This window comes from Bacillus sp. AFS023182, assembly GCF_002560575.1.
GTDB lineage: Bacteria > Bacillota > Bacilli > Bacillales > Bacillaceae_G > Bacillus_A > Bacillus_A arachidis.
Genome location: NZ_NTRO01000021.1, coordinates 13,366 through 26,022 on the forward strand (window position 1 = coordinate 13,366; position 12,657 = coordinate 26,022).

The 12,657-nt window shown below is 35.4% G+C and carries 11 protein-coding genes, 1 pseudogene and 3 other annotated features; of the genes and pseudogenes, 8 read left to right on the forward strand and 4 right to left on the reverse strand.

Annotated features, from left to right (window positions below; genetic code table 11):
• Nucleotides 1-14: 14 nt before the first annotated feature.
• The gene (locus CN288_RS10600) at nt 15-569 is read left to right on the forward strand and encodes a GNAT family N-acetyltransferase (protein ID WP_098302245.1); all 555 of its coding nucleotides are present in this window, start codon (nt 15-17) and stop codon (nt 567-569) included.
• A 100-nt stretch (nt 570-669) separates the two neighbouring features.
• Here CN288_RS10600 and CN288_RS29520 read toward each other — a convergent pair whose 3' ends face one another.
• From CN288_RS29520 to CN288_RS10610, 3 genes and pseudogenes are all read right to left on the reverse strand, one after another.
• The gene (locus tag CN288_RS29520; protein ID WP_255259964.1) at nt 670-879 is read right to left on the reverse strand and encodes a GNAT family N-acetyltransferase; all 210 of its coding nucleotides are present in this window, start codon (nt 877-879) and stop codon (nt 670-672) included.
• A gap of 15 nt (nt 880-894) precedes the next feature.
• Entirely contained in the window at nt 895-1,137 is a 243-nt protein-coding gene (locus CN288_RS29525) for a GCN5 family acetyltransferase (RefSeq protein WP_231503913.1), read from the reverse strand.
• A gap of 43 nt (nt 1,138-1,180) precedes the next feature.
• Nucleotides 1,181-1,597: pseudogene (locus CN288_RS10610) on the reverse strand (SgcJ/EcaC family oxidoreductase); the annotation flags it as partial.
• A 200-nt stretch (nt 1,598-1,797) separates the two neighbouring features.
• Here CN288_RS10610 and CN288_RS10615 point away from each other — a divergent pair.
• Both CN288_RS10615 and CN288_RS10620 read left to right on the forward strand, forming a co-directional pair.
• The gene (locus CN288_RS10615) at nt 1,798-2,349 is read left to right on the forward strand and encodes a GNAT family N-acetyltransferase (protein ID WP_090689875.1); all 552 of its coding nucleotides are present in this window, start codon (nt 1,798-1,800) and stop codon (nt 2,347-2,349) included.
• Nucleotides 2,349-2,873 carry a cysteine hydrolase family protein gene (locus tag CN288_RS10620; protein ID WP_026591112.1) on the forward strand — a complete coding sequence of 175 codons (525 nt, stop codon included), beginning with the start codon at nt 2,349-2,351 and terminating at the stop codon, nt 2,871-2,873. The genes CN288_RS10615 and CN288_RS10620 overlap by 1 nt, the downstream gene beginning before the upstream one ends.
• Before the next feature lie 132 nt (nt 2,874-3,005).
• Here the strand turns inward: CN288_RS10620 and CN288_RS10625 are convergent, their stop codons facing one another.
• Complete coding sequence (locus CN288_RS10625; RefSeq protein WP_026591111.1) at nt 3,006-3,443, reverse strand: YndM family protein; 438 nt, start codon at nt 3,441-3,443, stop codon at nt 3,006-3,008.
• 187 nt (nt 3,444-3,630) lie between these two features.
• Between CN288_RS10625 and CN288_RS10630 the strand changes: the two genes are divergently transcribed.
• The 5 genes from CN288_RS10630 to tyrA all read left to right on the forward strand — a co-directional run bounded on the left by CN288_RS10630 (nt 3,631) and on the right by tyrA (nt 12,656).
• On the forward strand, nt 3,631-7,125 hold the full coding sequence (locus CN288_RS10630) for a DUF4020 domain-containing protein (protein ID WP_098302247.1): 3,495 nt from the start codon (nt 3,631-3,633) through the stop codon (nt 7,123-7,125).
• A 114-nt stretch (nt 7,126-7,239) separates the two neighbouring features.
• Nucleotides 7,240-7,471 (forward strand) — a binding site (T-box leader).
• A gap of 55 nt (nt 7,472-7,526) precedes the next feature.
• Nucleotides 7,527-7,760, forward strand: a binding site (T-box leader).
• Nucleotides 7,761-7,899: 139 nt separating this feature from the next.
• Entirely contained in the window at nt 7,900-8,976 is a 1,077-nt protein-coding gene (locus tag CN288_RS10640) for a bifunctional 3-deoxy-7-phosphoheptulonate synthase/chorismate mutase (protein WP_026591109.1), read from the forward strand.
• Nucleotides 8,977-8,985: 9 nt separating this feature from the next.
• Nucleotides 8,986-9,220, forward strand: a binding site (T-box leader).
• Between the two features lie 53 nt (nt 9,221-9,273).
• A complete protein-coding gene (aroC, locus tag CN288_RS10645; protein ID WP_026591108.1) occupies nt 9,274-10,446 on the forward strand; it encodes a chorismate synthase in 1,173 nt (390 codons plus the stop codon).
• 16 nt (nt 10,447-10,462) lie between these two features.
• Nucleotides 10,463-11,563 (forward strand): histidinol-phosphate transaminase, encoded by a 1,101-nt coding sequence (gene hisC / locus CN288_RS10650; RefSeq protein ID WP_026591107.1) that lies wholly within the window; start codon nt 10,463-10,465, stop codon nt 11,561-11,563.
• Nucleotides 11,556-12,656 (forward strand): prephenate dehydrogenase, encoded by a 1,101-nt coding sequence (tyrA, locus tag CN288_RS10655; RefSeq protein WP_026591106.1) that lies wholly within the window; start codon nt 11,556-11,558, stop codon nt 12,654-12,656. The genes hisC and tyrA overlap by 8 nt, the downstream gene beginning before the upstream one ends.
• Nucleotide 12,657 lies beyond the last annotated feature (1 nt).

The window sequence follows — 12,657 nt, forward strand, 5'->3', positions numbered from 1 at the left end:
TAGAGGAGAGAAAGATGGACATTGTTATTAGGAAACTAGAATTAGAAGATTTGAATGAATTTCCTGAAATTGATGATAGTTTTACGGTTGACTCTAAGCTAGTTCTTTCATTAGGAGCTATAAATCAACAAATAGAATACACAGTGCAAGAAATACCAAGCTATGAGAAAAATTATTCAGACGATATATATAAAGGGGATGAGATAGACTATAGTGAATATGTTAATAATCCAGATCAAATAATCTTTTTGGCGGTTATGAATCACCAAATAATTGGAATGATTATATTAAAGAGGAATTGGAATGGTTTTGCTTACGTGGAAGATATAACAGTAGATAAGCAGTTTAGACAGCTTGGAGTAGGTAGAAAATTAATTGAGCGAGCAAAGCAATGGGCGCAAGCTTGTGAAATGCCAGGAATTATGCTGGAGACACAATGCAATAACGTTAGAGCATGCAACTTTTATGAGAGTTGTGGATTTGTTATAGGGGGCTTTGATTTTCTTGTATATAAAGGGATAAATGAGAAAAGTGATGAAGTTGCAATATATTGGTATTTGAGATTTTAAGACAGTCCGATATAACCTATAGTACTTCACACGAACAAAGAGTGTCTTTAGAACTTTGCATGGCACTCTTTGCTCGTTATCATGCTAAAATAAAAAAATTCTAGAGGTACAAGGAATAGGTTTGTTCACCGTATGTGAGAATTTCATCATCGGTAAACCCAAGATTTGAATAGAATTTTTGACCCGAATCATTTTCAGGGTGCACAGTTAAGCGAATGCGATGGCAAGATGGATGAATGGTTTTTATATGGTTAATTAACACTTTCATTGCCGTGCCCTCAAATCCTTTTCTTTGATATCTTTTGTCGATAAAAAAATGAAATAGTCAAAAGTCCTTTTGACAATCCGGTTCGTAATGTAGTTTAAAGAAACCAACTATTTTCTCGTTATGATAAATTACAAAAGGTTCAATCATTCTATCATCTGGCTTAATATACGCTTTTGCAAGTGCAATAGCAACAGGTGGTGTAACTTCAGAAACGAATTTTTGTTGCTCAATATTTACAGAAAGGTTTAGAGCTTCTCGCCAGTTTGTAGAAGTTATTTTTTTCAGATTTACGTGCGACATGAGTCGTAACCTCCAGTTCAAATAGGGGATATGTGAAGTAATATTGAATGAGCGTATTTTGCCCGGCAGCAATTTTCCACGCTTCCTTTTCTTTGACCATCACATAAACAGCAAGACTGCCTTGCTCATTTTCTATTATTGTCCCGTCAGAGGTTGTTGGATATTGTCTAATATGTGTGATAGCTACGTCGAAACGTATGAAATTAATGCTTTCAATTGTATAACGAGCGTATGAATTACGAAGAGGTCCTGGTAAAAGAACTTTGTGCGTCTTATTGATTTGCTTCCAACCTGAAAGCCGCTTGCCAAGCACATTGACCCATGTGGCATTTAAGGTGAAGTGTCGATCTAATTCATTCGCATCATGTGTATTAAATGCAATTTCCATTTCGGTGATCATTTGTCGGATTGCATGTATTTCTTCTTGTTGCTGCTCTTTTGAATCATAACCTTTAGACATTTTTATGCCTCCTATGTTGGTTTGATATCTATAGATTACTAAAGTAAAGGTTTTATAACATCCAGCCATAGTAGTATTTTTTGAGGTGAAACTTATACGAAGGTATGATGGCAAGGCGGTGTATCGTATTCACTGTCTAATAAGAGGACTTAATTCAATGAGTATAGAATATTATAAGGCTATGAATAAAGAGGTGAAATATGTTATTTCAAAAAGGGGATGTATCGATTAGATATGTTATAGAAGAAGATGTGAATACAATTTCAAAATGGTTAACAAATCCTGAAGTTTTACAGTATTACGAAGGCAGAGATAATCCGCAATCTCCAGAAAAAGTACGTATGCATTTTATCCAAAATCCAAAGAGTGATGAAAAAAGGTGTCTAGTAGAATATGCTGGAGAACAAATTGGTTATGTGCAAATGTACCCGATAGAATCAGAATGGAACAAGTTATATGGATATAGAGAAAATCAGGATATATGGGGCATGGACCAATTTATTGGTGAACCAACATATTGGAATAGAGGAATTGGTACAGAACTCGTCCAAGCTACAATTACATATATCATCAACGAATTAGGGGCAGAAGCAATTGCAATGGATCCAAGAGTAAGTAACGAACGTGCCATTCGGTGTTATGAAAAATGTGGATTTCAGAAGGTGAAAAGATTAAAAGCACATGAGTTACACGAAGGGAAATTAGAAGATTGCTGGATGATGGAGTATAGAAAAAAAGGGAGCGATGTGTGATGAAGAAAGCTTTGGTAGTAATAGATGTTCAAGAAGGTATGTATACAGCAAATGGACCAGTACATAATGGACAGAAATTATTAGAAACCTTACAAGAATTAATTCAAAAATGTCGTTCAAATGAGATTCCTGTTATATATGTACAGCATAATGGGCCTAAAGGTCATCCTTTCGAAAAAGGAAAACCGGCCTGGAATATTCATTCTGACATTGCACCGAAAGATGGTGATACCATTATCGAAAAAGAAACACCAGATTCTTTCCATAAAACAAATCTTCGTAAAGTATTAGAAGATAAGGAAATCGAACATGTAATTATATCAGGAATGCAAACAGAATATTGTGTGGATACAACAACTCGCAGAGCTTTTAGTGAAGGATATAAAGTAACTTTGATTCGCGATGCACATAGTACATTTGACTCGGAGCAATTGAGCGCGGAAGAAATTGTTAAGCATCATAATGCAGTACTGGGTGCATTTGCTGATGTTGTGGATTTCAAAAATATAAAGATAGAAGTATAAAATCGAATTGAAAGGAAGTAGTGACAGCAGGTAGCGGAATGGTTCCGCAATCTGTTATGGAGCAATATTATCAAAAGAAAAGTTTATGAAAAAGAAGGATGTCATGATATAGATTGTGACATCCTTCTTTTCTTATTTTTTCTTATCTTTATCTAAGATGTTTTGTTCTTCAGCAAACTCAGTTCCATACGCGAATCGACCATTCATATTAATTCGTTCATTTTTATGTCTTTCATGCGTATGAGAGGCGCGATGCACAAATACTTCAGATAACGTAAAGAGAATAGCGGACAGAATACTACCCCATGCGATCTGCATATAATTGTCCAATAAAATATTACCGAAAATCCATACGCTTAAATATGTCAACAAAAAGTCGGCCATAATAGCGGCGGAATTGCCGATGTGCTCCAATAGAATCTTATCAACAAACATATAGGAAACGATTGTTACAAACAGGCTAAAGGAAATAACATCAACAATTGTTGCATCAAAAAACAAATCAAGTCCGATAGCAAAAGCAATGATACACGATATAAATTTGATAAGCACATTAGTAAAATTGCTCACAGTGCACACCTCCTGTTTTTACATAGTTTTGGTATAAAACAAGAAGTTCATACATTCCTTATGTATGTACATGAGTGTAAAAAAATTTTTTTCATGTTAAACATCTTGTCGAAATATTAAAAAAATAAACAAAAAATGTTATAGTAAAATGAGAGTATATGACATTTTTAGGTAAGGGGGGATCCAGATGTGGATTACTTCAGAAGTAGAAATTCCAGATGAACTATTTGATAATCTTGAGCAAGGAAGGCTTGTATTATTTGTCGGAGCAGGGGTTTCTATGAAAGGGAAATCAAACTTACCAAATTTCGATGATTTAGTTGATGAAATTGCGGAAACTTTATACGTTGAAAAGCGTGAAAAAAACGAACCGCATGATTATTATCTTGGAAAAGTTGCGAAGACGAAAGATGTACATCAAGTTGCACAAGATCTTGTTGATGTGAAAGATTCAAAGCCGAATCCATTACACTATGCCATTCCGCGGCTTTTTTCAGATGACATTGATGTTCGCATCGTCACTACAAATTTTGATCAACATTTTACAAGTGTAATTAGACAAATGAATCGAGATATTAATATATATTACGCACCTGCACTTCCAACAGGTAGAGCGTTCAAAGGTTTAGCATATATACATGGCAATATAGAGCAGGAGAAAGAAAATTTAATATTAACGGACGGTGATTTTGGAAGGGCTTACTTAACAGAGGGATGGGCAAGAAGATTTTTAGTTGATTTATTTTCGAATTATACGGTACTATTCATCGGATATAGCCATAATGATCCTGTTATGAAATATTTAGCAACAGGTTTACCACCGAGTACAAGACGTTATGCATTTGTTGCTCAAGGAGATAATACATATCATTGGGAGCATTTGGGAGTACGCCCCATTGTTTATCCAAATAAGGTGAACAATCATCAGGCACTTGTGCAAGCTGTGAGGCGCTGGGCTGAATTAATGGGGGATAACTATATTACAAAAAGAATGCGGATTCGTGATATTGTGACAGTTCCACCATCAGTTGAACAAGAGCAATTATCATATATAAAGCAATCAGTAAAAAAGATCGAAACACTCCGGTATTTTATAGAATTTGCTCGTGATTACGAGTGGGTAGAATGGTTAGAGGCAGAAGGGAAACTCCAAAATTTATTTTTACTTTCCACCATTCATAATGAAGAGGATGAATTGCTGGCCGATTGGCTTGTCGAACAATTTCTTTTTAGTCATCAAAAAGAATTATTTCAGCTTATTTATAAAAATCACTCAAAAATTTCTCCTTTGTTATGGCGAACCATTTGTACGTATTTAAACGAAACAAAAGAGCAGGTTGAACCGCTATTATTTGCAAAATGGACATTACTTTTACTAGAAACAGCAGAAAAAAATAGCAGTTCTATAGAACTTGTTTCACATTTGTTACATAGATGTTCTTTCCCTGAACATAAAGAAATTTTCATCTTATTGTTGGCGTTTATTTTGGATGGAAAGATTAAATTAAAACGTGTCAGAAGATGGGAACACGATATGCAGGATTCGATTGAATTAGAGGAAACAAGTCGTTTGCCAGTTCCTGTATTTTCATTTGTACAACAGATTTGGGATGAGAGAATGAAACCGCATATCGCATATTTTGCTGACCAAATTATGGTTATGGGATTAGAAAAAATCCAAATGTTATTTTTAAGACAGGCTGCATTAGAGAAAAAGGACGGTGTGACATATAATAGAGTCGAGTTTTCTGAACATGATTTACAGCCAAAAGATTTTACATTTTTAATTCGTATTGTAAAAGAATCCCTCGCATATTTATGTGCGAATCATAAGAGAAAGGCAAACTACTATATCGCTCAAATGATTGAAACAGATAGTATATTACAAAAACGAATTGCGGTAGAGGCAATGAGTGAAAATTCATTTGCAACTGACGATGAAAAAGTCAAATGGTTGCTAGAACAAAATTTACTTTTACATGTTACATATAGGCATGAAGTATTTAATTTTTTAAAGAAGCATTATTCCTGTGCTTCGGAACAAAGTAAACAAGAGGTGTTACAAAGGGTGATGAAACACCTTGTTAATGAGAGAGCTTTTGATGCTTGTCTTGTTATGGATTTACTATACACATGTGATCCGAATGGTAATTGTACAGTACAAGCATATAAAAAAATGAAACAAAAACATCCGCATTTTTCTCCAGAGAGTTATGGTGAAAAGCGAGTAGAGGATGCTGTACAAAGCATTACATGTAACGTAACTGCTGATGGGTTATTGCAATTGAAAGAGCATGAAATGATGAAACAAGTTAAGCTCTTTTCTCATGACGGTATTTTTGAACAGCGTCATTTTTTAGAAATGTTATCAAAAGCATGTAAATTGAATACAGAGTGGAGTATTTCGCTTGCTTATCAATTAGTAGGGGAAAGTATGGTAAGTAATGAAGTATGGTTTGTCTGTATTAGGGCATGGGGGAATAATCGAAAGCTTACTAATCAACAGATACAAAAAATTATTCCACTCTTACAACAATTTGTAAGGAATACATCTTTTCAATGGTTAATTAGTAGTTTTCTTTATGAAATCAGCAATCGATTAGAAGAATTTCAAGAGGATAGTATACGTGTTGTGAAACGTTTTGCCTTTTCTTTATTTCCCCAAGTAATGAAAAGTGATCCGAATTTCAAGATAGGGGAACATGACTTTTATAATGAGTCTATTCAACATCCTATTGGAAAGATGACGTCAGTATTATTAAAGCTGCTAGCATATGATCACTTATACGATCGGAACATTCACGAATACTTGTTTTTATTTGAAGAACAAATGCGAACGTTGTCACAGAGTACACATTTCATGCTTGCACGATTAACGGCAGACATAACATTTTTGTACCATATTGAGAAACAATGGTGTAGAAAAAATTTGCTACCTTATCTCGACTTAAAAAAACAAGATAGGGTAATAAAATATGCATGGTCAGGCCTTTGCTATACACAAATAAATTTACCGCTATTTACAGAGATAAAGCGATATATTGAATATGCAGTCGAACATTTATATGTATTACATCCACATACAAAGAAAGTATTTTTAAAGTGGCTCAGCTTTGTTTTTATTAAATGTGTATTATATTGGGATCAACGAGCCGATTGGTTATATCCACTTTTTATACAGGAAACGGAAAATGACAAAATTAAGTTTATGGAATACTTATGTTATTATGTGAAAACATTAAGCGTAAGAGAACAACAAAAATTTTGGGAGGCTTGGTTAGCTGGTTTTTTAATGGAACGTCCAAAAATGAGTTCTGTAACTGGTAGAGAATATGTCATGTTTTTACGTTTTGTATTATATATGGATGAAGTTGCAGAAAACGGAATACAAACAATTCTTACTCGTTTCTCTCCCATATCAGAACGTTACGACCAAGCGGAAATGAAACAACTATTTTTGGCTATTTTGGAAAAGAAAAATAACATGAAATATCATGTGGAAACCTATGGTGAATTATTTTTTTCGCTACTGCAAAACCTTCATGAGGCAAATTCTTTTGAAAATGAAATCATTGAGATTAAACAATTGTTAACAGATTACCAAGTGGAGAAACAATTATTAATATCTATTCAAAACGAAATGATTCGTATTGGACTTGTGATGACAAATTTACAAGATTGATAGTGGGGAAAGAGTGGAATTTTAAAAAAATAACTAAAAAAGTATTGACAGTATTTTAAAAAGCATTCTATAATACGAATCATACTTATTCAATTTCACAAACATTTGAATAAACAAAGTGCAATGAAGAGATCACAGTAGTGAAGATCTTACTGTAACAGAGAGCTGATGGTTGGTGTGAATCAGTACAGGGATACTCATGAATTACAGTCTTGGAGCATCTTTTTCGAGTAAAGATATATGTTCTTTATGAAGGAAAAGCGGTCAAATGATCGTTAACAGTGAAGAGAGGTAGATGAAAGTAGTCTACAACTAGGGTGGTACCGCGATAAATATCGTCCCTACTGATTGGATCAGTAGGGACTTTTTGTATTTTTGTGGTCCAACTTGAAAATTGAATATTACATGCAGTGAAAGGAAAAGAAGTAGTAGTTGTTTCCCTGTAACAGAGAGCTGGTGGTTGGTGTGAACCAGTACAAAAACAAGTGCGAATTACAGTCCTGGAGCATCTTTTTCGTAGTAAAGATGATAGTCTTTATGAAGGGAAAGACGGTCAAACGATCGTTAACAGTGAAGAGAGGTAGACGAAAGTAGTCTACAACTAGGGTGGTACCGCGATAAATATCGTCCCTACTGAGTAGATCAGTAGGGATTTTTTGTACACAAAAAAGGCGGAATCGATCTCACAATAAGTTTTTATAGAATTTTAATTCAGAAAATAGGGAATTTTTATTCTCTTCAAATAGTTTTAAACATTAAAAGGAGGATTTTAAAATGGCAAATCATGAGTTAGAACAATTACGTAAACAGGTGGATGAAATCAATTTACAATTATTACAACTGTTAAATAAACGTGGAGAAATCGTTCAAAAGATTGGAAAACAAAAACAAGTGCAAGGTACGAAACGTTTTGATCCAGTTCGTGAGCGTGAAGTACTGGATATGATTGCGGAACATAATGAAGGTCCATTCGAAACTTCAACAGTTCAACACATTTTCAAAACAATTTTCAAAGCAAGCTTAGAATTGCAGGAGGATGACAATCGTAAAGCGTTACTTGTTTCACGTAAAAAGAAAAAAGAAAATACAATTGTTGATGTAAAAGGTGAATTATTAGGAAATGGAAAGCAAACGTTCATTATGGGGCCTTGTGCTGTAGAAAGCTTAGAGCAAGTTCGCCAAGTAGGGCAAGCGATGAAAGAACAAGGATTAAAATTAATGCGCGGTGGTGCTTTCAAACCGAGAACATCACCATACGACTTCCAAGGATTAGGGATTGAAGGCTTACAAATTTTACGTCAAGTAGCTGATGAATTCGATTTAGCGATTATTAGTGAAATTTTAAATCCAAACGATGTAGAGATGGCTCTTGATTACGTTGATGTCATTCAAGTTGGAGCACGAAACATGCAAAACTTCGATTTACTAAGAGCTGTAGGTAAAGTAAATAAACCAGTGTTATTAAAACGTGGTTTAGCAGCAACAATTGACGAATTCATTCATGCAGCTGAATACATTATCGCGCAAGGGAATGATCAAATTATTCTATGTGAGCGTGGTATCCGCACATACGAAAGAGCGACGCGTAATACGTTAGATATTTCAGCAGTGCCAATTTTAAAGAAAGAAACACATTTACCAGTTGTCGTAGATGTAACACATTCTACAGGACGCAGAGATTTATTATTACCTACTGCAAAAGCGGCACTGGCAATTGGAGCAGACGCAGTAATGGCTGAGGTACATCCGGATCCAGCAGTTGCATTATCTGATTCTGCACAACAAATGGATATTCCAGAGTTCCATAAATTCATGGAAGAGTTAAAAGGATTCAAAAATAAATTATCTTAATTTCATATTGAATATGCGTTGAAAGGGAAACAGTAGTGCTTATCTCCCTGTTTATAGAGAGCTGATGGACGCTGAGAATCAGTACAAAGATAAGCATGAATTACAGCCCTAGAGCATCTTTTTCGTAGTAAAGATCATGGTCTTTACGAAGGGAAAGACGGTTTTATAAATCGTTAAAAATGATAAGAGGTAGACGAAGGTAGTCTACAATTAGGGTGGTACCGCGATAATAATCGTCCCTACTGATTGCTCAGTAGGGACTTTTTTGTACAAAAAAATAATAAAGGGGTAAGAGAAATGAGATACATTACAGCTGGAGAATCACATGGTCCACAGTTAACTGTTATTTTAGAAGGTGTACCTGCAGGGTTATCGTTACAAGCAGAACATATTAATAAGGAATTATTAAGAAGACAAAAAGGCCATGGTCGCGGGAGACGCATGCAAATTGAAACAGATACAGTAGAGATTGTAAGTGGTGTACGCCACGGAGTGACACTTGGTTCCCCAATTACATTAATCGTAAAAAATGATGACTTCAAACATTGGACGAAAGTAATGGGAGCTGAACCGATTTCTGAGCAAGAAAGTAAAGAAATGAAACGCACGATTACAAAACCACGTCCGGGACATGCAGATTTAAACGGTGCAATTAAGTATGGGCACCGTGATATACGAAATGTTCTAGAGCGCTCTTCTGCAAGGGAAACAACCGTAAGAGTAGCAGCTGGTGCAGTTGCAAAGCAAGTTTTAAAAGAATTAGATGTACAGATCGCTGGGCATGTTCTTGAAATTGGCGGTGTCAAAGCAAGTCATGTAGGGCAGTTATCAATAGAAGAAATTCAAACAATCACAGAAAATTCGTCTGTTCGTTGTTTAGATAAAGAGGTAGAACAAACAATGATGGATGCGATTGATACTGCGAAAGCAAACGGTGATTCAATTGGCGGAATTGTAGAAGTCATTGCGGAAGGAATGCCAATTGGCGTTGGAAGTTACGTCCATTACGATCGAAAATTAGATGCAAAGCTTGCAGGAGCAATTATGAGTATTAATGCTTTTAAAGGTGCTGAAATCGGGATTGGATTTGAGGCGGCAAGGCAGCCAGGAAGTTCTGTACATGATGAAATTCTATGGGACGAAGAAAGAGGATATACGAGAAAAACGAATCATGCAGGTGGATTAGAAGGTGGTATGACTACAGGAATGCCAATTGTAGTAAGAGGTGTAATGAAGCCGATTCCTACATTATATAAACCACTGGCGAGTGTAGATATTGATACGAAAGAAGCATTCCAAGCAAGTATTGAACGATCTGACAGCTGTGCAGTACCAGCTGCAAGTGTTGTTGCAGAGGCTGTTGTTGCATGGGAACTTGCGGATGCATTAGTTGAACAATTCGGAAAAGATCGCATGGAATTAATCAAGCAAAATATAACGCAGCATAACAAATATGCAAAAGAATTTTAAAAAGGATGGATTACAAATGAAGATGAAAGAGCAATTATCATCATTACAGCCATATAAGCCAGGCAAATCAGCGGAGCAAATGAAAGAAGTATATGGGGATCATTCATTTGTAAAATTAGCATCAAATGAAAATCCATTTGGTTGTTCACCACGTGTTAAAGAAGAATTACAAAAAACATGGCATGACCATGCTTTATATCCTGATGGAGGGGCATTAGAGCTTCGTCAAACAATCGCAGAAAAACTGCAAGTTCAAAAGGAACAAATTTTATGCGGAAGTGGACTTGATGAAGTTATTCAAATTATAAGTCGTGCGGTACTTTGTAAGGGAGATAATGTAGTAACAGCAGGAGAAACTTTTCCGCAATATCGTCATCATGCAGTGATTGAAGGTTGTGAAGTAAGAGAAGTTCCATTAAAGAAAGGGATTTATGACTTAGAGGAAATTGTTTTAACTGTAGATGAAAAGACAAAAATAATTTGGATTTGTAATCCAAATAATCCAACGGGCACATATATTGATGACCGAAAATTAAATAAATTTATAAATAGTGTACATGATGATGCGCTAATTGTAATTGATGAAGCGTACTATGAGTATGTAACAGCGAAAGATTTTCCAGAAACAATACCATTATTGAAAAAACATAAAAACCTTCTTGTATTACGAACATTTTCCAAAGCATATGGTTTAGCATCATTTCGCATAGGGTATGCAATTGGACAGGCAGAATTGATTGAGAAATTAAATGTTGTTCGTTTGCCATTTAATGTTTCTTTATTTGCGCAAAGAGCGGCAACAATCGCTTGTAATGATGATGGATTTATAAAGGAGATCGCTCGTGTAAATCGAGAAGGATTAGAGCGATATGAGAGTTTTTGTACCGAGAATGGGATTCCGTTTTATCCATCTCAAACAAACTTTATCTTTTTACCAGTAGACGATGCAGAGGAAATCTATGAACGGTGTGCACACGCAGGTTTTATTATTCGTCCGTTTTCAAATGGTGTCCGGATTACGATTGGAACGAGTGAACAGAATGAAGGAGTGATTTCAGTGTTAAAACAGCACTTTATAAATAGAAAGAATAAGTTTCGAGATGAGGCAAATGTGTAAAAAAGTTGTATTAATTGGGACAGGTTTAATAGGTGGTTCGCTTGCATTAGCAATAAAGAGGGAACATGAAGTGATGATTACAGGTTATGATATTCATAGTGAACAAATGGAGCGCGCGAAAGAATTTCATGTAATTGATAAAGTTGCAGGAGATTTACAGGCTGCTTGTGAAGAGGCAAATTTAATTATTTTTGCTTCTCCAGTTGAAGAAACAATAAAGTTATTACGTCAGCTTGCATTATATGATTTACGTGAAGATGTAATTGTTACAGATGTAGGTAGTACAAAGGGCAAGATTATGAATGAAGCTGAAGATCTATTACCTGCAGGAGTGGCTTTTATTGGGGGACATCCGATGGCAGGTTCGCATAAAACGGGTGTTGAAAGTGCAAAGGCTCACTTGTTTGAAAATGCATTTTATATTTTAACACCAAGGAGTCATGTGTCAGATCATCGAGTAGAAGAATTAAAAGATTGGTTAAAAGGAACAAGATCTCATTTTCTTGTATTAAATACAGAAGAGCATGATTATGTAACCGGAATTGTGAGTCATTTTCCACATCTAATTGCGGCGGGGTTGGTGAAACAAGTTGAAAAACATGGAGGGGACAATCCACTTATCCATCAACTTGCGGCAGGTGGGTTTAAGGATATTACACGTATTGCCTCGAGCAGTCCGAAAATGTGGAGTGATATCGTAAAACAGAATCAAAGTCATTTATTACAATTACTAGAAGAGTGGATTAGTGAGATGAAAGAGCTGTACAAGACGGTTTCTGTAGGTGATTCTGTTGAATTACAAAACTACTTTGAAAATGCGAAACAGTACCGTGATTCTTTACCCGTTCGAAAAAGCGGAGCGATTCCAGCTTTCCATGACTTATATGTTGATGTTTTAGATAAAGTAGGGGCATTAGCTCATATTACGAGTATTTTAGCTTATGAAGAAATTAGTATTACAAATCTGCAAATTATAGAAGCGCGAGAAGGATTACTTGGTGTGCTTCGTATTAGTTTCCAAAGAGAAGAAGATCGCTTAAAAGCGACGATAGTACTTCAGAAAGAACAGTACCAAACGTATGAAACAATATGAT

Coding starts and splice junctions, on each gene's coding strand:
- CN288_RS10600 (WP_098302245.1), top strand. CDS start 15: ATGGACATTGTTATTAGGAAACTAGAATTAGAAGATTTGAATGAATTT.
- CN288_RS29525 (WP_231503913.1), bottom strand. CDS start 1,137: ATGTCGCACGTAAATCTGAAAAAAATAACTTCTACAAACTGGCGAGAA.
- CN288_RS10615 (WP_090689875.1), top strand. CDS start 1,798: ATGTTATTTCAAAAAGGGGATGTATCGATTAGATATGTTATAGAAGAA.
- CN288_RS10620 (WP_026591112.1), top strand. CDS start 2,349: ATGAAGAAAGCTTTGGTAGTAATAGATGTTCAAGAAGGTATGTATACA.
- CN288_RS10630 (WP_098302247.1), top strand. CDS start 3,631: ATGTGGATTACTTCAGAAGTAGAAATTCCAGATGAACTATTTGATAAT.
- CN288_RS10640 (WP_026591109.1), top strand. CDS start 7,900: ATGGCAAATCATGAGTTAGAACAATTACGTAAACAGGTGGATGAAATC.
- aroC (WP_026591108.1), top strand. CDS start 9,274: ATGAGATACATTACAGCTGGAGAATCACATGGTCCACAGTTAACTGTT.
- hisC (WP_026591107.1), top strand. CDS start 10,463: ATGAAGATGAAAGAGCAATTATCATCATTACAGCCATATAAGCCAGGC.
- tyrA (WP_026591106.1), top strand. CDS start 11,556: ATGTGTAAAAAAGTTGTATTAATTGGGACAGGTTTAATAGGTGGTTCG.